Origin of the sequence: Flavobacterium sp. 316, from assembly GCF_000967805.1 — a bacterium.
In the GTDB taxonomy this organism is placed as follows: Bacteria; Bacteroidota; Bacteroidia; order Flavobacteriales; family Flavobacteriaceae; genus Flavobacterium; species Flavobacterium sediminilitoris.
In genome coordinates this window covers 449,101-472,932 of the sequence record NZ_JYGZ01000003.1, presented here as the reverse complement: position 1 = coordinate 472,932, position 23,832 = coordinate 449,101, and the positions used below count along the sequence as shown (strand labels likewise).

Genomic DNA, 23,832 nt, shown 5'->3' with positions numbered 1-23,832 from the left:
AAATGGTTATGATATGTTATTTCTATTCCTTTTTGTAACATTTTTGGAATTCGCTCTACTAATAAGAGAATCAGTTTTGTATTATGTTATTATATCTACGATTACTTAAAGAGAGTTTAAGCTTTGCATTAAATGCTTTGCGTAACAATAAATTACGTACACTTTTGTCCTTGTTAGGGGTTACAATTGGTATCTTTTCAATTATTGCGGTGTTGGCAGCGGTGGATTCTATGGATAAAAAAATAAAGGAAGACTTGAGTGATATGGATTTAAATACAATCTATTTAATTCGTTTTTCTTTTGGACCATCTGACATACCTCGATGGAAAAGACAGCAATTTCCTGATGTCACTTATGAAGAGTACGATTATTTGAGAAGATCGGTAAAAGGAGTTGATAAAATGTCGTTTAATCTTTTTACAAGAAATGAGAATGTTAAATATGAAGATAAAACAGTTAATTCTATTCGGGTAAAACCTTCAACAAATGAATTTATTGATATTGAACCTATAAAAATTGAAAGTGGTAGATATTTTAATGAGTCCGAATCAAATTCAGGAGCTCCAGTAATTACAATCGGAAGTGAAGTGGCAACTGGCCTTTTTGGCAATATGGATCCAATTGGGAAAAAAATTAGATTATATGGTCAAAAGTTAACAGTGATAGGAGTCTTGAAAAAACAAGGAGAAACGACATTTGGAGACAGTAATGACGTGGCGGTTTTTTTACCAGTAAATTTTTTAAGAAGAATGTATGGTGATAATAACAAAACATTAACGCCTGCAATATTAATTAAACCTGAAAAAGGAATAGATATTGATGAATTTAAAGCAGAATTGACTCAGAAACTTAGAACTTTTAGAAGTATAAAACCAGGTGAAATAAACAATTTTTTTATTAATGTTCTTTCTGGATTTACAGATTTTATTGATAATATTATTGGACAAATGAATGCAGTAGGATGGGGAATTAGTTTTTTCTCATTATTGGTTGGTGGTTTTGGAATTGCTAATATTATGTTCGTTTCTGTAAAAGAAAGAACAAACCTTATAGGGATACAAAAAGCCTTAGGGGCAAAAAATAAATTCATATTATTCCAGTTTCTATTTGAGGCTATAATCCTATCAGTAATTGGAGGACTTGTTGGAATGTTTTTGGTTTGGTTGTGTGCAGTGGGATTAAGTGCTGCTGTTGATTTTGAATTTATATTAAGTGCTAAAAATATGCTGTTAGGTACAGGTTTAGCTATTTTTATAGGACTTGTATCGGGAATCGTTCCTGCTATTTCAGCTTCTAAGCTAGATCCTGTTGAAGCTATTAGGACTGGAATGTAGATTAATTACAAAAAAAAATGCTTAGAATCTTCTAAGCATTTTTTTTTGTAATTAATTATCTTTTCATAGTGAAATGAGATTTAAATTCTTTTTTTTCACCGTTATGAGTGTAATTTACAATAAACCAATAATCGGTTGAAGGTAATGGTGTTCCATTGTATGTTCCATCCCATCCTTTACTAGTTGGAGATATCTGTTTGATTAGTTTCCCATATCTGTCAAAAATAGAAATTATAGCAGTTGAATCTTCTTCTAAATCAAATATATTCCATCGGTCATTATAACCATCTCCATTTGGAGTAAAGAATTTAGGATATTTAATTACGGTGAAGTGGATTTTAGTGTCACCACAATTCCCAAGAATATCATTCACTGTAATGATATGATCTCCAGAGCTTATATCATAGAATTGATTGTTGGTTTGGAAATTATTATTATCTAATTGGTATTCATAAGAGCCAAATCCTTGATTTATAATTACTGTGGCAATAGCAACATCTTCGAATGCATTTGTTAGAATTACTTCAGCGATAGCAGTACTAGATTGAGTAACAGTCGCTGTAGTAGGAGCAAAAGAACAATCGGGTGCATTTTCAGGACTTAATCGTATTGGAATTACATCGTAAGTTCCTATTTGATTAGCAATATATTGAAATCCATTACCCATTAATACACCATTTAAATACCATTCAATATTGTAGTTGGTGCTATTTAAAATAGAGTTTTCTATTACTTCAAGTGTTGTTGTATTTTCAACAATTCCTGTTTCTGGATGTACACAAATTATTCCGTTTTCTACTTCAAAAGTTGATAAAGGATGAATAGTGAATTCAAATTGTTGTTCATCAAAACAATTAACGTTGTCGGTTGCACTAGCATAAACCCAAACAGTAAATGTTTCGCTAGTTGAACCTGGATTAACTGAAAAAGTATAGTTAGAAGGTTGAATAATATCTGTTGGATTTCCTCCTGGTTGACTGTAATAATTTATAGTGTAAGGAGTAGAGTCTAGTGCTGGTAATGAAAAGGAGTTGCAATGATTCGTTCCATTGATCGCTGAAAAATCAATAGGATGTGTGTCTAAATTTGGAGTAGGAGATATAGTAATAGTAAAACTTTTTTCTTCTGTACATGGGAAGCGATCTCCATTACTCGCATAGACATAAATTGTTTGAGAACTAGTTAATGTGTAGTTAGAAGGTTGAATAATATCTGCTGGATTTCCTCCTGGTTGACTATAGTAATTAATACTGTAATTGTCAGGAGACTCAGGAGAATGAGTTAATGGTTGTAATATAAAATTATCGCAGCTTGCTTCGTTGTTGTAATCTGGAAGTCCTATGAAATTATAATAAACAGTAAAGGGGATATTTGTGAAACAGCCGGTTGTAGGTTCTATGGCGTAAATGTAAAAGTTTTTAGTTTCTTCAAATATCATATTAGGTGTAATGAGAATTCCATTGCCATTTGGTTCAGTATAATAATTACCATTAATTGGATCAGGAAGTGAATAAGGTGCACAAAAATATAAATCTCCTACGGTGTCTACAGGTGGTAGTGGATTTATTGTAACTGTAAATGTGCTTTGGTTGTCACAGCCAACATTGTTCGCAGGGGTATATATGTAATATGTGCCAGGGGAATAGTTGTTTCCTGTTAAATCAATGATATCACCAGGATTTAACATGTTCCCTTGTCCGTTAGGTTCTGTGAAATAATTTCCATTTGTAAGAGTAGGTAAAATATAATAATCACATTCAATAACATCGACTAATTCGTCTACTGGAGGTATAGGTAAAATGGTTACTTCAAAAGACATATTATCAGTACAGTTTGGGACAGTGCTTGTACTTGCATATATGTAAACTGTTTGTGAAGTTGTTATTTCTGTTTGAGAAGGGATTTCTGTTCCGGTTCCATTTGGACCAGTATAGTAATTTCCAGCATCTAAATTTGGTAAGGTATAACTTCCGCAACTTGATTGATTTCCAATGTTATTTATAATATATATGGTAAAATTGGATTGATTACTACAGCCATTATTGTCAGGTCCATTTGCTATTGTTATTGTTTGAGTAGTTGTAATGAAATCTCCTGCATTAAGAGGGGTTCCTTGAGCACTAAAATAATTTCCATTAGTTAATGGTTCTAAAGTGTAACTCATACAGGTAACTACATCGTTTAATTGATCTACTTGAGGTAGAGGATGTATGATTAAAGGAAAGGCTTCTTCTTTACAAAATGTCTCATTTACATCGGCATAAAAATAAATAGTTTGACTATTAGTAATGCTTGTTCCAGTTTCGATAAGTTCGTTTGATGAATTTGTTGGTCCGCCAGCTTGTCTGTAAAATGATCCAGCAGGAGAATTAGGGATAATGAATTCACCACAATGTTCAAGAGGAATGGTGTATTGATCTATTAGTGTTACTTGAAAAGAAGATTCATTTGTACATCCATTTGCATCAGGACCGTTAAAAATATAATAAGTTCCGCTAATATCTATACTATCTCCATTGTTGTACATTATTCCAGTTCCATTTGGTTCTGAAAAATAATTTCCATTTATAATATTTGGTAGTGTATAGGTATGGCACTCAATAACACTGGCAATTGTATCGACAGGTGGTAAAGGATGAATAATGATTTCAAAACTAGATAGTCCGAAACATTCTGTGTTTATTGAAGATTCAACTCTTACCCAAATAGTTTGGGTGTTTATACCTGACCCAATAGTGTAATTTGTTGGATTTGGAAAACTTCCATTTCCTCCTGTTTGAGCTTCTATTTGGCTTGAATAGAAAGAAAGATTGTAATTTTGTGAAAGATGAGGATTGTTCTGTAATGAGTTTGCTACTAAATTTGTAGAAAATCCACTTGAAGAAGTACAAGTTTCAATATTATCAATGGCATTTATGGTTATAGGATTGTCAACTAATAAGTCAAACGTATAAATCGCATCACAAAAATTATTTGTATTAGTGTTTAATAATGACAAATAGATTGTTTCATTTCCTGCGCTATTGTAATTTGATAATTGCGCTTGTGGTATTGCATTTGTATTATTCGTTGCATCAGTTAAAGAGTTGTAATATGCAATATCGTAAACGACATCATCAATGCCTAAGTTTATTTCATTGTTTATTGTTAAATCATAATTATAGTTTAAACTTCCATTATTACATGCTACTAGGTTTTCTGGAGTATTAACTTGTAGGTCTAAAAAGCGAATTTCATCAGTAATTATGCAATTTGTTCCTGTTTTTGTAGCAGTAACTTCGTATAATCCACTTTGTGTAACTGTAAGGGTATTGCTTGTTTCTGATAAAAGATTTCCATTTAAAGTCCAGCTATGTGTAAACTCAGTATCATCTAAATTAGAAGTTATTGTTCTGTTGTCTCCGTTACAAATTGTACTATCGATTCCAAGATCAATTGTGGTTTCAAAACTTCCAGAAGCTAGGAATACAGCGGAATCAAAACGAGAATCTTGATAATCTCCTATGACTAATCTTATTTTATAAGGTGTGTTTGGGATAACAGATGAAGAAGCATTCATTACCACTGTGTGTCCTCTCATGTTTAGCGTTGAGTTCGGATTGTTGACATTATAAGTGCTAAACAATCCACTATTTGATGATAAACAGTTTCCGTTATATGCTTGATCTCTGATGTTTAATGCTGAAATTGGAGTATTTGTATTAGGTATTACCGCTAAATTTGTTGTAGTATTTGTGTTTAAGTCTGTCAAAAAGAAAGCAAAAGTATCGAAAGAAGCACATTGCCATTGTCCGTATTCATTAGATGCAAATAAAAAATCAAAACTAAAATTTGATGAAAGAGGAATAAAATCAAATTCTAAATATGCTACATCTGTTATGTTTCCAGATTGTCCAAGATTGTTAATAATAGCTTGTAAACCTGAATCACCAGAATTGTTTTCTTGACTATCTAGATTGTTTCCAGTGTACGATCCTGCTGAATGGCGAGCAATTCCACTTCTTATGATAATACCTTCGCTAATAGGGAAAGAAGATCCGTTGTTGTTAAAATAAGCAATAGATTGTGGGGAAGAAATGGAAATGTTTGATACATCTGTACATGAATTTCCTAATAATAAATCGACCAGTTGATTTGGAGAATTACTAGTATCGTCAACCGTTATTGATTGAGAATATGTTACTAATGGTAAAAACCATAGCAATAGTGTTAAATTTTTCATTATGATATCTTTGGGTGCTAAAAATCAATTGGTTATGTAAAGGTAGGGTATTATTTTTATTTTTAAAAAGACAAAAAGATTAAGTTGTAGGTTTGTCTTAATCTTTTTGTTAATATTATAATTTAATCGTTTAATTTTAAAACGGCCATAAAGGCTTCTTGAGGAATTTCTACATTTCCTACTTGTCTCATTCGTTTTTTACCTTTCTTTTGTTTTTCTAGTAATTTACGTTTACGAGAGATATCTCCTCCATAACATTTTGCAGTTACATCTTTTCTTAATGCTTTTATGGTTTCACGAGCAATAATTTTAGCACCAATTGCTGCCTGAATAGGAATGTCAAATTGTTGTCTTGGAATTAATTCTTTCAATTTTTCACACATTTTTTTACCAATATAATAGGCATTGCTTTCGTGGATTAAAGCAGAAAGAGCATCAACAGATTGAGCATTTAATAAAACATCAAGTTTTACTAATTTTGATTCACGCATTCCAATAGGTGAATAATCGAAAGAAGCATATCCTTTTGAAACTGTTTTTAATCTATCATAAAAATCAAATACAATTTCGGCTAAAGGCATATCAAAATTTAATTCAACACGCTCAGGTGTTAAATAGGTTTGATTTGTAATAATTCCACGTTTCTCAATACATAGACTCATTACATTTCCTACGAAATCAGATTTTGTAATAATAGTTGCTTTGATATATGGTTCTTCTACACGATCTAATTTTGAAGGCTCTGGTAAATCGGAAGGATTGTTTACAATGAGAATAGTATCAGGCTCTTTTTTAGTAAAGGCATGGTAGGAAACGTTAGGAACAGTAGTAATAACTGTCATGTCGAATTCTCGTTCTAAACGCTCTTGAATAATTTCCATGTGTAACATTCCTAAAAATCCACAACGGAAACCAAAACCCAATGCAGCCGAACTTTCAGCAGCAAATACTAAAGAAGCATCATTTAATTGGAGTTTTTCCATGGAAGCACGTAAGTCTTCAAAATCCTCAGTGTCTACAGGGTAAATACCCGCAAATACCATTGGTTTCACGTCTTCAAATCCTGTAATCATATTTGTGGTTGGCGTTTTCGCATCAGTCACAGTATCACCAACTTTTACTTCTTTTGCTTCTTTTATTCCAGAAATTAAATAACCAACATCTCCTGTTGAAATTTTATCTTTTGGTACTTGATTTAGTTTTAAGGTTCCTACTTCATCGGCAAAATATTCATTGCCTGTTGCCATGAATTTAATTTTTTGACCTTTTTTAATTTCACCGTTCTTTACACGAAAAATTACTTCAATTCCTCTAAACGGATTGTAGTGAGAATCAAATATAAGGGCTTGTAGTGGTTCGTCTGGATTTCCTTTAGGCGCTGGTACTTTTTCAATGATAGCTTCTAAAATTTTATCAACACCAAAACCAGTTTTTCCTGAAGCATGGATAATGTCTTCTAGTTTACAACCTAATAAGTCAATAATGTCATCGCTTACTTCTTCTGGGTTAGCACTAGGTAAATCTACTTTGTTTAAAACAGGAATGATTTCTAAATCATTTTCTAATGCTAAATATAAGTTCGAAATTGTTTGAGCTTGAATACTTTGTGCAGCATCTACAATTAGTAAAGCACCTTCACAAGCTGCAATAGAACGAGAAACTTCGTATGAAAAATCCACGTGACCTGGAGTGTCAATTAAATTTAAAATATAATCTTCTCCATTGTGTTTATAGTTCATTTGTATAGCGTGACTTTTAATAGTAATTCCACGCTCACGTTCAAGGTCCATATTATCTAATAACTGTGCTTTCTCTTCACGAGCAGTCACAGTTTGCGTAGCAGCAAGCAATCGATCAGCAAGAGTACTTTTCCCGTGATCAATATGAGCAATAATACAAAAGTTTCTAATATTTTTCATTGCAAATTTATTATAGTCATAGTTGGTCAATTTGCTCTACATCAAATTAAATAATACCAACAATAATTTGCAAATATAATATTAGAAAATAGAATTAATTGAAAATCTTTTTGAAAAACCCCTTTTTTTTAGTTATTGGACCATTTTCAATAGAATATTTCCTGAATTCTATTAATTTCTTCTTTAATTCCTTGTTTAGTTTTTTTAAGCTTTTAGTTTTCATTTTTATAGTTTTAATGTATCAAATATATGGTTTTTTAACATTATTTAATAGTATTTTAATCTATTTTTGTTAAAACACTTATTTAATATTAGGCTATAAATAAATTTTTAACACAAAACTTTTTTTATTATGAGTAGTAGACCCACAAAACAAGATTTAAAAAACATAGTAGTAGATACAGGTGTAGAAAATGTACTTCTATTTGATATTGATGGCGATTTAATTGAGTCGAATGATTTTGAATATGATGGTAATTATTCAGCAATGTCAGGTATGATTACAACTATGAGTAAAGAAATTATTCAAAACCTTGATTATGGGGATATGGATAAAATTACAATTCATGCAAACAATGGATTAATAATTATTAATAAATTTAATAGAGATTACTATTTGGCTTCTTTTACAAGAGATAGTTCAAAATTAGGGTTATTAATGAAAACAATGGATTCGGTTATTAATAAATAGAATACTTTTATAAACTAAATATAACAACTTTATGTCAGATTTTTTAACAACTTTCGTAGAAGATTTAAAAACAAATGTAGCTGGGTTTATTGCCGTTGCAGTTACTGAAGTAAAAACAGGAATGTCTTATAAATCATTATCAATACAGCCGTCATTCGACCCTGAATTAGCATCAGCTTACAATCTTGAAGTGGTAAAGGCTAAAATGACTGCAATAAAAGCCTTAGGTCTTAAGGAAAAGATTGAGGATATTATGATTACACTTTCTAATCAAATACATATAATTAGTGTTTCTGCAAATGAAGAGTACTTTATTTATCTTGCAGTAGATAGTAGTAAAGCAAATCTAGGAATGACTAGAGCTATGTTGAAAAAATATAGTAGGGAAATTGAATCTAAAATGTAAATGTCTTTTTAAACAATCTCTTTTGATAGTTTAAATTAGTCAATTTTAATTCTCCAAGGGTTTTAATTCTTGGGTTTTTTTTTATAAATGATAATGGACGTATACTCTTCTCTAATTTTAAAAGTTAAAAGAGTTTTGTATAGAATATAACCTCTTATTCTTTAAGTAATATGCTTTTCAAAAAGTATTAAATAGCTATTATTCAACAATCTTTAGTATTTTTGCAAAAAAATAATAGAACAATGCCCAAAATTGGCAATATAGAATTACCAGATTTTCCACTTTTATTAGCTCCTATGGAAGATGTAAGCGATCCTCCTTTTCGTCGTTTGTGTAAACTACATGGAGCAGATTTAATGTACTCTGAGTTTATTTCGTCAGAAGGATTAATTCGTGATGCAATGAAAAGTAAACAAAAATTAGATATTTTTGATTACGAAAGACCAGTAGGAATTCAAATTTTTGGTGGAGATGAAGAAGCAATGGCATTAAGTGCCAAAATTGTTGAAACCGTTCAGCCAGATCTAGTAGATATAAATTTTGGTTGTCCTGTCAAAAAAGTGGTGTCAAAAGGAGCAGGAGCAGGAGTGTTGAAAGATGTAGATTTGATGGTGCGTTTAACAAAAGCTGTTATTAAAAGTACTTCTCTTCCAGTTACAGTAAAAACTCGATTAGGTTGGGATGAAGATTCTATAAATATTGATGAAGTTGCAGAAAGGTTGCAAGATATTGGTGTACAGGCTTTAACAGTTCATGCTAGAACAAGAGCGCAAATGTATAAAGGTCATTCTGATTGGACACATATTGCTCGTGTAAAAAATAATCCAAGAATTACCATGCCTATTTTCGGAAACGGAGATATAGATTCACCAGAAAAAGCATTAGAGTATAAAAACAAATTTGGTTTAGATGGTATGATGATAGGGAGAGCAGCAATTGGCTATCCTTGGATTTTTAATGAAATTAAACATTTCTTTAAAACAGGAGAACATTTGGCAGCACCAACAATGAAAGATCGTATTGAAGCAGCTAAAAATCATCTAATTTGGTCAGTAGAATGGAAAAATGAACGCGTTGGAATTGTTGAAATGCGTAGACATTATACCAATTATTTTAAAGGAATCCATAATTTTAAAGAATATAAACAAAAATTAGTAACAACAGATGGTTTGCATCAATTGTTAGACGTTTTTGATGAAATAGACGAAGTTTTTTCAAATTATGAATTTGAAATGTAACTTTTTGAAAAAGCACTAGGACTTATGCCTCTGTGGTTTTTAAATAATTTATTAAAATGACTAGAATCATTAAAACCAAGCTTCGTTGCAATTTCATTAATATTAAGTTTTTTTTCTTCAAGTAATTTTTCGGCTAATTTCAATTTCATTTTGATTACATATTGTTGTAATGAAATTCCAGTATGCTTTTTTATGTAAATACTTATATAATTAGGTGATAAGTGGAATTGAGTAGCTATGTTTTTTAATTTCATTTTTTCATTATCCAAAACATAAGTTCTTATGTGAGATAAAATGGAATTTAAGCGCTCCGTATCTTTGTCTAAAACTATAGAAGAATTAAAATCTGAATTTTTATTTCTAGCAATTAGCATCATTACCGCAAAAAAAGTCTTTTGAATTATTTCTTTACTTAATATACTGGTATTTAAAAATTCATGTTGAATTATTTTTAAAAGTGAAAAAACATGTTTTTTATCAGTTTTATCACAAATAGCACATCCCTCATTTAAATGATCTTGTTTTAAAATTGTTTCAAAAGTATTATTAGAAATTAAAAGTTTATTAATTTCTAATAAGTTTGAAAAGAATAATTCAGTAAACTTAATAAAAGTAAAAATAGTTTTATTCTCAATTATAAATTCATGAGCATCATTTGGCGTTATCAAAAAAACATCTCCCTTTTTATACTTAAATGATATTTCATTTAATAAGTGAATACCTTTTCCTTTTTCTATAAAGATTAATTCATAAAAGTTATGTTGATGTAACTCAAATTCCCAAATTTCTAATTCTAAAGAAAATACATTGAAGGGATGAAAATTATTAAACCGTTTCATGTTGAGATAGATTTTTACAAATATACAATAGATTTTTACAATTTTTTAAAGAGGAAAGAGAGATAAATTTGTGGAGTTAATTAAAAACAAAAAAATGAAAATAAAATTTATAAAAGTAATTACAGTACTAAGTTCTCTTTTCGTTCTTTCAAGTTGTACTTCAAAAGTAAAGGATGAAACAAAAAATGAGACAGAAACAAAAGTAGAAAAAGATGTTAAATCATATTGGCCAAATGGAGCACAATTAGTGATTTCAGTTTCTATGCAATTTGAAACAGGTGGACAACCTGAAGGTGCAGAAAGTCCATTTTCAGGCAATCCGTTACCAAAAGGCAATCCTGATTTGCCAGCAGAATCTTGGTTTAGATATGGTGCTAAAGAAGGTGTTTTTAGAATGTTGGATCTTTGGAAAAAACATAGCATTCATGTAACTTCTCACGTAGTTGGTGAAGCGGCTGTAAAATATCCTGATGTAGCAATGGCAATTGCAAATGGAGGTCATGAAATTGCAGCACATGGAATAGCTTGGGATGATCAATGGAATAAGACTTATGAAGAAGAATTAGAATTTGTTAAAAAAGGAATAGATACAGTAGAAGCAATTACAGGACAACGAGGCATTGGTTATAATAGTAATTGGTTGAGAAGAGGACCAAATACTTTAAAAGTTTTACAAGAATTAGGGTTTTTATATCATATAGATGATTTAAGTAGAGATGAACCATTTATAACAAAGGTTAGAGGTAAAAACTTTGTAGTTATGCCATATACTTTAAGAAATAATGATATTGTTAATGTTGAAGGAAAACATTGGAGTCCAGATCAGTTTTTGACTCAATTAAAAATGGAATTTGATCAATTGTATGAAGAAGGTCTTAAAAAAAGAAGAATGATGTCAATAAGCTTTCATGATAGAATTGGAGGTTCTCCAGCTATGGTAAAAACTATGGATGAATTTTTAAATTATGTACAAGCTAAATCGGGTGTTGTCTTTATGCGTAAAGATGAAATTGCAAAAATGATTCAGAACGATCCGAATACACCAATTGACAACTCAGAAGAAAAATACAATAATTGATTTTGCTATGAAGTTTAAGATGAAAATCATGTTGTTACTTCTAATTGTTAATAGTAGTTATGCACAAATAAAACTACCTTTTAAATTAGAAAACCAGTGGAAAGTCAATGGATTTGAGAATCCCGAGAGTATTGTAAAAGATAAGGAAATACTGTATGTGTCAAATGTAAATGGAACCCCGACTGATAAGGATGGGAACGGATATATCTCTAAGGTTAGTTTAGATGGAAAAATAATTCAGCAAAAATGGATTATTGGTTTGAATGCTCCAAAAGGATTGGGTATATATGGAGATACTTTATACGTTGCTGATATTGATGTTGTTATGGCTATAAATATCAAAACAAAAGAAAAAATACTTTATAAAGTTGAAGGGGCTACTTTTTTAAACGATATTACTGTTGATAATCAAGGTAATGTCTATGTTAGTAATACATTTGGGTTTAGTGCTATTTATAGATTGTCTAAAGGGAAAGTCTCACTTTGGATGAAAGATGAAAGTTTGAACTTGCCTAATGGATTATATGTTAGTGGTAACGATTTGTATATAGCTAATTGGGGAACAAATCTTAACCCTAAAACATATGCAACAGAAATTCTAGGAAATTTAATTAAAGTTAATATTCTGACTAAAGAAATTATAAAGCTTACAAAACCAGTTGGGAATTTAGATGGAATTTCTAAAACGATACATGGTTTTTTAATTACAGATTGGTTGGTAGGGAAATTACTCTATATCAATGAAGATTATGAAGTGGTTGAGGTTCTAGATTTGCCTCAAGGAAGTGCGGATATTTATTTCGATAAGAGTACAAAAACAGTCTATATACCATTAATGTTGGATAATCAAGTTCTAAGTTATCAATTTAAAAAAATAAAAAAATGAAAAGAGTTCTTCTTTTAGGTATTATATGTTTTAGTCTACAAGTTTTGAATGCACAATCAAATGAAACTAATTTGGAGATAAATGCAAATGAAATCCAATTAATTGATTTTGAAAAATTACCGATGGATACGATTAGTGATGGAATTAGACGGCAATGGATACATGGAGCAAAAGGACAAATGGCATATTTTCATTTGAAAAAAGGAGCTCATATTCCAATGCATTCACATCCCAATGAACAGATTACATATATTATCGATGGGAAAGTAAAAATTAAAACATTTTATAAGGAAAAACCAGTTGAATATATTGTAAAAAAAGGACAAGTAATTATTTTTCCAGAGAATGTTCCACATGAATTTTTTGCTTTAGAAAATACCTTAGACTTAGATGTGCACGTTCCAGTTCGTCAAGATTGGCTAACAAATGAATTGCCAGATTATTTAAAAAAGAGTAAATAAAAGAGTATGAAAATGATGCCTAAGAACACAGCATATGTTTTGCTACGGATTACTATGGGAATCAATATTTTTTGTCATGGATTCGTTAGAATTCCTAAGCTAACGAGTTTTAGGGATTGGATGGTAAATACTTTTGTAGATAGCATGCTTCCTTCTTGGACTGTTTATTCATGGGGAACAATATTACCTTTTATAGAATTTATCATTGGATTATTTTTAATTATTGGGTTTAGGACCTATGAAACAACTATTGCTGGAGCAAGTATGATTGCAATTTTAATTTTTGGGTCATGCTTAACTGAAAATTGGGAATGGGCAGGAATACAAATGATATATGCTTTATTCTTCTATTTTCTCATCAGTAATATTGAAAACAACAAATTTGTAATTGACACAAAAAATAAATTATTATGAAAGCTATCGGATTTAAAACCTCATTACCTATAGAAAATGAGGATAGTTTTATTGAATTTGAAATAATAAAACCCAAACCAAAAGGAAAAGAAATATTAGTAAAAATTAATGCTATATCAGTAAATCCTGTTGATTTTAAAATAAGGCAGAATAGTGCAAAAGATATTGTTTTAGCAGAACCGAAAATCATTGGGTGGGATGCAGTAGGAATAGTAGAAGCAATAGGTGACGATGTATCTCTTTTTAAGGTTGGGGATGAAGTTTTTTATGCAGGAGATGTTACAAAACAAGGGAGTAATGCTACTTACCAATTAGTAGATGAACGTATTGTAGGTTTTGCTCCAAAAAACATAAGTAATACTGAAGCCGCTGCAATGCCATTAACATCTTTAACCGCTTGGGAAATACTATTTGATAGAATCAGGATTTCAAAAGAAAAAGATAAAGGGAAAAGTATTTTAATTATTGGAGGTGCTGGTGGAGTAGGCTCGATTGCTATTCAGTTAGCTAAGAAAATAGCAGGATTGACAGTGTTAGCAACCGCTTCGAGAAACGAAACAACAGATTGGTGTAAGCAAATAGGAGCAGATCATATAGTAAATCATAAAGACCTAATTAATGATGTTCGTAAAGCAGGATTTGAACACTTAGATTATATTGTGGACTTTGTTGATACAAATGATTATTGGGATATAATGGTTGAATTAATAAAGCCACAAGGACATATTGCATCAATTACAGGTTCGTCTGAACCAATTGTACTTAATAAATTAAAAAGCAAGAGCGTGAGTTTTTCTTGGGAATTTATGTTTACAAGATCAATGTTTCAAACAGATGATATGATTGAACAACATCATATATTAAACAAAATATCAGCTTTATTAGATAGTAAACAAATTGTTCCTACAGTAAATCATATATTTAAAAGTTTTACTGTAGAAAATTTAAAAGAAGCACATAAGTTGTTAGAAAGTGGGAAAACAATTGGTAAAATTGTAATTGAATATTAATCCAATTGGAAACTGGAATTATTGGTCTATAAATAAACTTCAAGCTTTATTTGAGAATAATGAAATTAAAGTGTGTACAATACATTTAAAACCAGGAGATTCATTGCCTTTTTACAAACATCAATTACGTTATTTTTAGACAGCCTTGTCAAATGGGAAGTCAAAATCGTATTATAACGATGGAAGAGTTGTTGAATTTAAAAATGAAAAAATGAAAAAAATATTTAGTAATTACAAATTAGAAGGACATACATTAAAAAATCGCTTTTTAATGGCGCCAATGACGCGTTCAAGAGCTACTCAGCCAGGTGATGTTCCAAATGTATTAATGGCAGAATATTATAAGCAAAGAAGTACAGCAGGAATTATTATTACAGAAGCAACACAAGTTTCATTACAAGGAAAAGGCTATGCTAAAACACCTGGAATTTATACACAAGAGCAAATTGAAGGATGGAAATTGACAACGAAAGCAGTTCATGAAGCTGGAAGTAAAATATTTTTACAATTGTGGCATGTTGGCAGAGTAAGTTCTTCAAAAGTAAATAGATTGCAACCTATTGCTCCTTCTGCAAAAATAGCAAAAGACACAAGTGTTTATATTTTTGATGGCGCTCCAAATGGAGATGCAACATTTGTGCCTGTTGAAGAGCCTAGAGAAATGAATCAAAACGATATTAAAAATGTAATTAATGAGTTTGTTCAAGGAGCAAAAAATGCAATTGAAGCAGGATTTGATGGGGTAGAAGTTCATGGAGCAAATGGTTATTTAATAGATCAGTTTTTACGAAGTAATTCTAACCAAAGAACTGATGAATATGGAGGTAATAAAGAAAATAGAATCAAACTTTTAATTGAAATAACAAAAGCAATTATCAAAGCAATTGGCAAAGAAAAAACAGGAGTTCGTCTTTCACCATTTATAAGTTTTAAAGATATGAATGATCCAGAGATATTAGAAACAATAATGCTTGCAGTAGAACAATTAAATGACTTAGATATTGCTTATATTCATTTATGCGAAGCCGATTGGGACGATGCTCCACAAATTCCTCTAGAATTTAGGATAGAATTACGTAAGAAATTTAAAAATACAATTATTGCAACAGGAAATAAAACACCGAGAAACGGAGAAACATTGTTAGAAAATGAATTAGTTGATTTAATTGGTTTTGGACGAAAGTTTATTAGTAATCCAGATTATCCTATAAGGGTAAAAGAGAATTTAGTATTAAGTGATATTTCAGATAATCATACTCTGTTTGGAGGAGGAACAAAAAGAGGATATACAGATTATTCAAATGCTAAATAAAAAAATAGCCTTAATTTAAATTAAGGCTATTTTTTTATCCGTGATATACTCTTGAAGAAATTATTTTTTCATTTTTTATTTCTAAAACTTCAGCAATAAACAAGTCTTCTTCATTTTCAACCTTGCGTATGTATTCCATGAAAACCCTATCTGAATTTACAGTTAAAGAAGTAGCTTTGTAGTGTAAATTTGGCAATCTTTCGAAAGCATCTTTCCACCAAGAGCGCATTGCTTCTTTTCCTGTGATTAACCCGTTAGTTTCAGGATGACGAATTTTTAATTTTGGGCTATAGTGTTGTGCTTCATCGTCATATAGCGCTAGTAATTTTTCAAGGTCTTTAGCGTTAAAAGCTTCAAACCAACGAAAAGCAATAGATTGTATTTTCTCAGTCATATAAATGGTACTCATTGATGATTTAATCTACTGAGTCTTTTTACTTTATTAAATTAAATTAGAAAATAAATTTCTTAGCTGTTTTTTAAATTAATGATTTCTTGTTCAGTTAAAAAACGCCAATTTCCACGTGGTAAATTCTTTTTGGTTAATCCAGCAAAAGTAACTCGGTCTAATTTGATAACATTGTATTTTAAGTGCTCGAAAATTTTTCGCACAATTTTTACATTAGCTGTTTTCATTTTAATTCCTATTTCACTCTTAGGCTCATTTTCAATGTATGTTACTTCTTCAACATAAACCCTGTGTTCATCAATTGTTAATCCTCCTGAAATTTTTTCTAAATCCTCGTATCTTAAATTTTTGTCTAATGTTACTTGGTATAATTTAGAAGAACGTTGATTTGGTGTTGTAAATTTTCTAACCATATCAGTATCATTGGTAAACAATAATAAACCAGTTGTTGTTTTATCCATTCTACCTACAGGCTGTAAGTTGGCTTTAGTTGCTCCTCTTACTAAATCTAAAACATTTCCGTCTCCTTTTGCATCATCACCAGCAGTAGAAAAGTTTTTAGGTTTGTTTAATAAAATATATTCTTTCTTTTCAGGATTAATTATTGAGCCATCAAATTGTACAGTATCTGTTAGCTTTACTCTATATCCCATTTCTGTGACTACTTCACCATTTACTTTTACATTTCCACTTTGGATATAGATGTCAGCATCTCTACGACTACACATTCCTGAGTTAGAAATGTATTTATTTAAGCGCATTTCATCTGGATTAGAAGGCGCTTTTGGCGTTTTTGGTGCTTTTGATTCCGTAGGTTTTACAGAAAATTTTGAAGGTGTTTTTCTAATAGGTGCATTCCCCCTTGAAGCACTAGGTTTTTTTGTTCCACCTTGTCTTGAAGAAGTTCCTTTCTTCTTGTTGTTGTCTCCCTGATGACGTGTCATTCTCTAAATATTTTGTGCAAAGATATAACTAATAACTAGATATTAGTTTTTTTCCATGAATCAAAACTAATGGATCTATTAAAATAATGCAAAAAACACCAGAAACAATTATAAATTTTAGTAAAAAATGAAGTTTTAAATAGTCTGTTTTTTCTTTTGACTTCCATAATTTTAGTAAAAAAAAGACGAGGAAGATTAAACTGGTATAAAAATAAATATCCATATAACCCACATCATATATATCAGTCAAGAAGTAAACAGGAATTATAGTTAAAGTTGTTATTATTGAAATAATAACTTTGGAAGTATATTCTCCAAATAAAACAGGAATAGTTTTGTATTCATTTGCTAAATCTCCTTCAATATTCTCTAAATCTTTTATTAATTCTCGTATAAAAATAATAAGAAACAAAAATGTAGCATGAGCAAAAATAACTTGATAGAAATTCCTATAATACATTAGGATGCCAAAAAAAGGGAGCACAGCTAATACTGCTGCGGTAAGATTACCTATTATAATTTGTTTTTTTAGTTTGTGTGAATAATACCAAATTAAAAAAATATAAGATGAAAAAAATAATACGGCCTTCCATGAAATAAAACTAACCAACGTTACGACTAAAAAATTGATAGCAAAATAAACTTTTAATTTAGTAGATTGGCTAACAAGTCTGTCAATCATTGCCTTTTTAGGACGGTTTATTAGATCTTTTTTTGCATCATAAAAATTATTAATGATATACCCTGAAGCTATCGTTAACGATGATGAAAGTACTATTAAAAACATTTTCCAATCTAGTAGAATGTTCATAGCTCTCTCTTCGGGTGCTAAAATGTATATGGCAGAAAGATATTGTGCAAGAGCGATTACCCATATATTATAACCTCTTACAACAGAAAAAAAACTGAAGATTTTGGTTAAAAATAATTTAGATTTCCGTGTCAGCATAATAATCAAAAAAGCACACTTAAGATAAATCTATAGTGTAATAAGTGTTGTTAAAAACAATAAGTTTATTAAAAATTGTAAACTATTTCAAGTTTATAATCTTTTAAAGATGTTTTTGCTTTTTCAATATCCTCAGTAAAACCAAGAATATAACCACCACCACCTGATCCACATAGTTTTAAGTAATAATCATTAGTTTCAATTCCATTTTGCCAAATTTGATGAAACTGCTCTGGAATCATAGGCTTAAAATGACTTAAAACTACTTTCGAAAGTTTTTTAGTGTTTTCAAATAATGATTTTATATCGCCGTGTAAAAAATTATCTACACAAGCATCAGTATGTTTGATAAATTGTGATTTTAACATTTTACGAAATCCATTGTCCTTTAAGTTTTCCATAAAAATATTTACCATAGGAGCTGTTTCTCCTACAATACCTGAATCTATTAAGAAAACAGCACCTTTACCTTGTGTACTTTGACTAGGAATTCCTGTCGGTTCAATATTATCCTTCGAATTGATTAATATTGGAAGACTTAAATAACTGTTTAATGGATCTAAGCCAGAACTTTTTCCATGGAAGAAAGATTCCATTTGAGAAAAAATGGCTTTAAGTTGTAATAATTTATCGCGAGTTAAGTTTTCTAAAACTGTAACCTTATTTGTAGCATATTTATCATATATAGCAGCAACTAAAGCACCACTACTTCCTACACCATAACCTTGTGGAATACTTGAGTCGAAGTACATTCCATTAGATATGTCATCGTTTAATGCATCTAAATTAAAAGTAACCAATTCTGGTTGCTCTTTTTGTAAATGAGCTAAATGCAATGCAAATTTTTGTAAACTCATATTAGAGTTTTTCGCATCTGTTGAAGGATTTTTATCCGTTTTTAAAGCTCCTTTGTAAAAATTGTAAGGTATTGAAAGTCCTTTAGAGTCTTGGATAATTCCATATTCTCCAAACAATAATATTTTCGAATAAAATAAGGGTCCTTTCATAAGTTTTTAATTCAGGTTTAAAGTAAAGATACAAAATTAAATGGATTTTGCACCATTGCCAATTTGGTCACAAATATACTGTTCATTTTGACAATAGTCAACTAATTCATTCTTAATAAAATGTAAAACTTCTTCTTTCACATTTTCAGGATATAAAATATGAACATTTGCTCCAGCATCTAATGTAAAGCAAACAGGAATTTGAGTTTCGTTTCTAAGTTTCCAAATGCGATTAATGATTTCAAGAGTGTTGGGTTTCATTAAAATAAAGTATGGCATTGAAGTCATCATCATAGCATGCAATGTTAAAGCTTCACTTTCTACAATTTTAATGAATTCAGAAATGTTTCCAGTAGATAATATGTCTTTTATCTTTGAAAGATTTTCATGCGCTTGTTCAAATCTTTTTTCAGCATAAGGATGATTATGCATAAGATTGTGTCCAACTGTGCTTGAAACTTGTTTCTCTCCTTTATCGACTAATAAAATGGTATCCTGATAATTTTTAAAATTAGAATGGATATTTGAAAATTCTACTCCAAATAAATCAGAACTGTTAGAAACTTCTTTGTGATTCCCCCAAATTACAACTTCTCCTTTTATACTTCTACAAGCACTTCCACTTCCTAATCGCGCTAAAAAAGACGCTTTTGAATAAAAATAATCATCTGATATTGATGGAGATAATTCTTTCTCAAGACTCATTATGTTCATAGCCAAAGCAGCCATTCCTGACGCAGAAGAAGCAATTCCTGAACTGTGAGGAAAAGTGTTTTCAGTATGAATGGTTAAATGATAATCGTTTAAAAATGGACAATAAACGAGAATTCGTTCTAAAAATTTTTCAATTTTAGGATTGAAACTTTCTTTTGGTTTTCCTTCGAAAAATAAATCAAATGAAATTTTGTTCTCTAATGAATTATTTATGATTGATTTTTTATTTTCTACAGAAAGCTTTGTAATTGTTTTACAATTATTTAAAGTAAAACTGATAGAAGGATTTGCAGGAATTTGATTTTCTTTTTTCCCCCAATATTTTACTAATGCAATATTACTTGGAGCACTATATTGAAAAGTAGCATTGTTAATTTCTGAATAATTAGAAGCAATAAAATCTTTCTCGGAAAACATAGGTGTAATTTTTAGCAAAAATACCAAATTTGATTAACTCCTTTCCGACTTTATTTAAGAAATTATCATTTGTCAAAAATTAGACATTGTTGAGAATGTTTTTTGTTTCTCTATTTAAGATGAAAATAAGAATACGCCTTTTAATAAAATAATATTCTTTACTTTCTCAGTTTATTCGTTAATTTGTTTCAAAATAAAACACAATGAGTAAGTCCTTAAGAATTGTATATATAGTAGTTATTTGTTTAGCAGTTGGTTATTTATCGAGTTTAATTACTCAAAGCAGTATAACAACTTGGTATCCAACTATTAAAAAACCATTTTTTAACCCTCCAAATTGGGTTTTTGCTCCAGTATGGACAATTTTGTATGTAATGATGGGAATTGCTGCTGGATTGGTTTGGGATAAATTAGAAGAAAATAAAGAATTAGTAAAAAAAGGACTTTTCCTTTTTACGATTCAATTATTATTAAACCTTTTATGGACCTATTTGTTTTTTGGATTGCAGAATATTTTACTTGCATTACTAGAAATAGTACTTTTACTGTTAATTATTTATGAAACATATTTGGTTTTCAAGAAGATAGATAATACTGCTAGAAAATTATTTATTCCCTATATTGCATGGGTAGTTTTTGCTACAATCCTAACTATTTCCATTTATTTTTTAAACTTCTAATTTGTTATTTTTCTTAAACTGTTAATTTTTAGGTTTTTATAATTGTTTTTTTGTTAAATTTTTATAATTTTGAGATTAATCAAAACTAAAAGTTATGTCCAAAAAAGCAGTTTACCTACTTGGAATAGTATTTACAATTCTTTTAGGTACTTGGTTATATATAATATACTGTTGTGATTGTTACAATGTGCTTAATAATAACATTGATACAAAGGAAACAATAGAAAAAGAAAGTATAGACTTAACAAATTCTAATTCGGTAGAAATTAATAAAGGATTTGGATTTAAAGGAAAAGAGTTAGATTTTAATTGTTCCGATAATTTTCTTTTTAATAAATCAAACTTTAATCTTTTGCTCCCTATCTCAGACTCCATTAATCTTGGAATTTCTAAATTAAAAGAACAATTAGAAAAAACATCTTCAAAATTTCATATAAAAGGATTTTATACTTCAGATGAGGTAAATAATTCGATTTTTCCAAATCTAGGATTAGCAAGAGCAAATGGTATTAAAAACTATTTAGTAGAACATGGTATTCCTGAAGGAAAATTAGAATTGTTTGGAGAATTAAATGAAAATGATCCTGTTTTTAGAAATGATACAATATTTAATGCCGCTTCTTTTGAATGGCTAGAAGTTGATGAAAATGAAGCATCAACTGAGAACTGGAGTGTTGTTAAGAATCAAATCAATGCAGATCCGTTAGTTTTATATTTCAATACCGGACAAGCAACAATTGAATTAAGCGAAGGAGATAAGCAAAAGATAGCTACTATTGTAGATTATTTAAATCATGTTAAAGATTCTAAAATTATTATTGAAGGACATACAGATAATGTTGTAGGACCTAAAAATACTAATTTGTTCTATTCAGAAGAAAGAGCAAATTTTGCTAAAAAATATTTTATTACCAATGGTATTTCTGAAGAAAAAATGGAAGCTTATGGAAGAGGATCAACAAAGCCGATAGCGGATAATAATACAAATGTTGGACGAGCAAAAAATAGAAGAACTGAGGTTACTATAAAATAAAAACATATTAACTAACATATAAAATTATGAATTTACCTTGTTTTTTAATTCCAGCTTTAGTTGGTATAATTTGTGGAATATTAGGCTACTTATTAGGGAAAAATTTTTCAAAACAAAATGAAGATTACGATTCTATAAAAGATGATTTAGATAGCTGTAATAGAAGAAATTCACAGTTAAGATTGGATATGGATAAATTACGATCTCAAATGGGAGAAATCTCAAATAATAAACGATCTTCATTTACTGAAAGTATTTCTAAACCAACAATTCTACCTTTTAACGCAGAAGCAGTAAAAGAGGTTTTTGGAAAGAAAATTAATGAAAATGATTTGAAAATAATTGAAGGAATAGGTCCAAAAATAGAAGAATTGTTTAAAACTTCAGGAATTTTAACATGGAAGTCATTATCAGAAACCTCTGTAGATAGATGTAAAGAAATTTTATTAAAAGCAGGTGAGCGTTTCCAAATTCATGATCCAGGAACATGGCCAAGACAAGCTAAATTGTGCTATGAAGGCAAATGGTTAGAGCTAAAAGATTGGCAAGAAACTTTAGACGGGGGAAGAGAAAGATAATCATTGAAGAATAGAATGTATTCAAAAGAATGAATAGCTTTAATTAGAGTACTTACAACTATTTTAACAGGCAAATTCAAATGATTATAAACAATACATTATGTTCTTTGTTTTTTATCTTTTGTTAAATTCCATTTTTATCGTAAAATAAGGTTTCATCATAGGTATGAATATCGTTTGGTGTTACTCCTACTTTTGAATAGTTAGCGTCTAGTTTTACCTTATAAAAAGCCTTTCTTTATTAAGTTTTTAGTTTTGCAGTTTGGGCAAATTGAACTATCACTAATTCTGATATACGAGGTCGACTTTTTTACCATTTTCTTCGTTTTAAAGCTTTATATAACAGGAAAAGGAACGCAATATTGCGTTCCTTTTTTATGTTTTTCTTTAGTTAAGCTTTGTTTATCAATGGATTATCAATTATAAAAAAAGGTATCGCTAACTTTGAAACATTACCTTACTTTGTATTAAGATTCGATAAATACAAATAATCTGACCCATAGGCCTCCTTATAAACTTCTGGGATAACGTACTTATTTTTAAACTGGATATTTGTACACTTGTCTTCCTCGTACCATTGTATCCACTTTATATAATCTTGTTGAAAAACCCCTATAGGATAACTTCTTGCGTAATTCATTATTTGATTTACTGAAACAGGGGCATGATTTGAAATAAAAATTATGGATTTCATAAATGTTGAATCTTGTGAAATTCCAATATTATTTTCAATATATTTGATATGATAAAAAAATGCTTTTTTAAAATCCATATTTTCCTTACAATTACTTTTATTAATTTCAGAAGTTTTGCATGAAATTAAAATTAGAAATGTAGTGATTAATATTTTTTTCATAACTATATAGTTGTCTTTTTTGCATTCCCCTCTTTTGGAGGGGTATCCATCGGGCGGGATGATTTATTTTATTTTTTTGATTTTCCAAATATATTGGTTTAAAACACACTTATCAATACGTATTTATACGTATTTTTCAATGTTTTTTGTGCGTATAAATACGTACTTTTTAACTTTTCTATATTTTTTACACAGTTAATCGTTCAAAAAAGTTACAAAAACGATACCTTTTTTTAGTAATCATATTCTTAATAGAGTATCAAAATGTAAAAARGGTTGGGATRCGTATTTTCTTTTCTTAAAAATAGTTAGAAAAACACAATGAGGAATTATTTTTTTTAAAGTAGTACACGGAATTCATGAATTCCGTGTTGTTTTTATGTTGTGATTTTTTTTTCAAAATGAAAAAAAAGATCACGGTTTCTGTAATTTTTT

Annotated in this window: 23 protein-coding genes; 14 read left to right on the top strand and 9 right to left on the bottom strand. The window is 29.6% G+C overall.

What is annotated here, in order from left to right:
* The first annotated feature begins 83 nt into the window (after positions 1–83).
* Positions 84–1,334, top strand: coding sequence for an ABC transporter permease (locus SY27_RS08500; protein ID WP_045969142.1), 1,251 nt, complete (start codon positions 84–86; stop codon positions 1,332–1,334).
* A gap of 55 nt (positions 1,335–1,389) precedes the next feature.
* On the opposite strand, the gene SY27_RS08495 is transcribed toward SY27_RS08500, so the two are convergent.
* Both SY27_RS08495 and lepA read right to left on the bottom strand, forming a co-directional pair.
* Complete coding sequence (locus tag SY27_RS08495; RefSeq protein WP_045969140.1) at positions 1,390–5,556, bottom strand: T9SS type B sorting domain-containing protein; 4,167 nt, start codon at positions 5,554–5,556, stop codon at positions 1,390–1,392.
* Between the two features lie 122 nt (positions 5,557–5,678).
* Positions 5,679–7,475 carry a translation elongation factor 4 gene (gene lepA, locus SY27_RS08490; protein ID WP_045969138.1) on the bottom strand — a complete coding sequence of 599 codons (1,797 nt, stop codon included), beginning with the start codon at positions 7,473–7,475 and terminating at the stop codon, positions 5,679–5,681.
* Positions 7,476–7,827: 352 nt separating this feature from the next.
* Between lepA and SY27_RS08485 the strand changes: the two genes are divergently transcribed.
* The 3 genes from SY27_RS08485 to dusB all read left to right on the top strand — a co-directional run bounded on the left by SY27_RS08485 (position 7,828) and on the right by dusB (position 9,810).
* Positions 7,828–8,166, top strand: coding sequence for a roadblock/LC7 domain-containing protein (locus SY27_RS08485; RefSeq protein ID WP_045969136.1), 339 nt, complete (start codon positions 7,828–7,830; stop codon positions 8,164–8,166).
* 31 nt (positions 8,167–8,197) lie between these two features.
* A complete protein-coding gene (locus SY27_RS08480) occupies positions 8,198–8,572 on the top strand; it encodes a hypothetical protein (RefSeq protein ID WP_045969134.1) in 375 nt (124 codons plus the stop codon).
* A 242-nt stretch (positions 8,573–8,814) separates the two neighbouring features.
* A complete protein-coding gene (gene dusB / locus SY27_RS08475; protein WP_045969132.1) occupies positions 8,815–9,810 on the top strand; it encodes a tRNA dihydrouridine synthase DusB in 996 nt (331 codons plus the stop codon).
* On the opposite strand, the gene SY27_RS08470 is transcribed toward dusB, so the two are convergent.
* Positions 9,792–10,649 carry an AraC family transcriptional regulator gene (locus SY27_RS08470; protein WP_045969130.1) on the bottom strand — a complete coding sequence of 286 codons (858 nt, stop codon included), beginning with the start codon at positions 10,647–10,649 and terminating at the stop codon, positions 9,792–9,794. The two genes, dusB and SY27_RS08470, sit on opposite strands and share 19 nt — an antisense overlap.
* Positions 10,650–10,743: 94 nt before the next feature.
* Here SY27_RS08470 and SY27_RS08465 point away from each other — a divergent pair, with 94 nt between their 5' ends.
* The 7 genes from SY27_RS08465 (at position 10,744) to SY27_RS08440 (ending at position 15,810) form a co-directional block, all read left to right on the top strand.
* Positions 10,744–11,727: a polysaccharide deacetylase family protein gene (locus SY27_RS08465; protein WP_082084324.1), complete on the top strand. Its 984-nt coding sequence runs from the start codon at positions 10,744–10,746 to the stop codon at positions 11,725–11,727.
* A gap of 28 nt (positions 11,728–11,755) precedes the next feature.
* On the top strand, positions 11,756–12,613 hold the full coding sequence (locus tag SY27_RS08460) for an SMP-30/gluconolactonase/LRE family protein (protein ID WP_152640739.1): 858 nt from the start codon (positions 11,756–11,758) through the stop codon (positions 12,611–12,613).
* Positions 12,610–13,074, top strand: coding sequence for a cupin domain-containing protein (locus SY27_RS08455; RefSeq protein ID WP_045969128.1), 465 nt, complete (start codon positions 12,610–12,612; stop codon positions 13,072–13,074). The genes SY27_RS08460 and SY27_RS08455 overlap by 4 nt, the downstream gene beginning before the upstream one ends.
* Before the next feature lie 12 nt (positions 13,075–13,086).
* Positions 13,087–13,488 (top strand): hypothetical protein, encoded by a 402-nt coding sequence (locus tag SY27_RS08450; RefSeq protein WP_045969333.1) that lies wholly within the window; start codon positions 13,087–13,089, stop codon positions 13,486–13,488.
* Positions 13,485–14,498 carry a zinc-binding alcohol dehydrogenase family protein gene (locus tag SY27_RS08445; protein WP_045969126.1) on the top strand — a complete coding sequence of 338 codons (1,014 nt, stop codon included), beginning with the start codon at positions 13,485–13,487 and terminating at the stop codon, positions 14,496–14,498. Before SY27_RS08450 ends, SY27_RS08445 begins: the two co-directional genes overlap by 4 nt.
* Positions 14,488–14,637 carry a hypothetical protein gene (locus tag SY27_RS18855; RefSeq protein ID WP_161794138.1) on the top strand — a complete coding sequence of 50 codons (150 nt, stop codon included), beginning with the start codon at positions 14,488–14,490 and terminating at the stop codon, positions 14,635–14,637. Before SY27_RS08445 ends, SY27_RS18855 begins: the two co-directional genes overlap by 11 nt.
* A 72-nt stretch (positions 14,638–14,709) precedes the next feature.
* Entirely contained in the window at positions 14,710–15,810 is a 1,101-nt protein-coding gene (locus tag SY27_RS08440; protein ID WP_045969330.1) for an alkene reductase, read from the top strand.
* 34 nt (positions 15,811–15,844) lie between these two features.
* Here the strand turns inward: SY27_RS08440 and SY27_RS08435 are convergent, their stop codons facing one another.
* The 5 genes from SY27_RS08435 to SY27_RS08415 form a co-directional block, all read right to left on the bottom strand.
* A complete protein-coding gene (locus SY27_RS08435) occupies positions 15,845–16,219 on the bottom strand; it encodes a nuclear transport factor 2 family protein (protein ID WP_235270933.1) in 375 nt (124 codons plus the stop codon).
* A 59-nt stretch (positions 16,220–16,278) separates the two neighbouring features.
* Positions 16,279–17,163, bottom strand: a complete 885-nt coding sequence (locus SY27_RS08430; RefSeq protein WP_045969124.1) for a pseudouridine synthase — start codon at positions 17,161–17,163, stop codon at positions 16,279–16,281.
* Between the two features lie 28 nt (positions 17,164–17,191).
* Positions 17,192–18,112: a geranylgeranylglycerol-phosphate geranylgeranyltransferase gene (locus tag SY27_RS08425; protein WP_045969122.1), complete on the bottom strand. Its 921-nt coding sequence runs from the start codon at positions 18,110–18,112 to the stop codon at positions 17,192–17,194.
* A 68-nt stretch (positions 18,113–18,180) separates the two neighbouring features.
* Entirely contained in the window at positions 18,181–19,119 is a 939-nt protein-coding gene (locus SY27_RS08420) for a mevalonate kinase (protein ID WP_045969120.1), read from the bottom strand.
* Between the two features lie 36 nt (positions 19,120–19,155).
* A complete protein-coding gene (locus tag SY27_RS08415; protein WP_045969118.1) occupies positions 19,156–20,250 on the bottom strand; it encodes a diphosphomevalonate/mevalonate 3,5-bisphosphate decarboxylase family protein in 1,095 nt (364 codons plus the stop codon).
* A 203-nt stretch (positions 20,251–20,453) separates the two neighbouring features.
* Here SY27_RS08415 and SY27_RS08410 point away from each other — a divergent pair, with 203 nt between their 5' ends.
* The 3 genes from SY27_RS08410 to SY27_RS08400 all read left to right on the top strand — a co-directional run bounded on the left by SY27_RS08410 (position 20,454) and on the right by SY27_RS08400 (position 22,541).
* Positions 20,454–20,930, top strand: a complete 477-nt coding sequence (locus SY27_RS08410) for a TspO/MBR family protein (protein WP_045969116.1) — start codon at positions 20,454–20,456, stop codon at positions 20,928–20,930.
* A 94-nt stretch (positions 20,931–21,024) separates the two neighbouring features.
* On the top strand, positions 21,025–21,963 hold the full coding sequence (locus SY27_RS08405) for an OmpA family protein (RefSeq protein WP_045969114.1): 939 nt from the start codon (positions 21,025–21,027) through the stop codon (positions 21,961–21,963).
* A gap of 26 nt (positions 21,964–21,989) precedes the next feature.
* Complete coding sequence (locus tag SY27_RS08400; RefSeq protein WP_045969112.1) at positions 21,990–22,541, top strand: hypothetical protein; 552 nt, start codon at positions 21,990–21,992, stop codon at positions 22,539–22,541.
* 457 nt (positions 22,542–22,998) lie between these two features.
* On the opposite strand, the gene SY27_RS08395 is transcribed toward SY27_RS08400, so the two are convergent.
* Positions 22,999–23,397, bottom strand: a complete 399-nt coding sequence (locus tag SY27_RS08395) for a hypothetical protein (protein WP_152640738.1) — start codon at positions 23,395–23,397, stop codon at positions 22,999–23,001.
* Between the last annotated feature and the right edge of the window lie 435 nt (positions 23,398–23,832).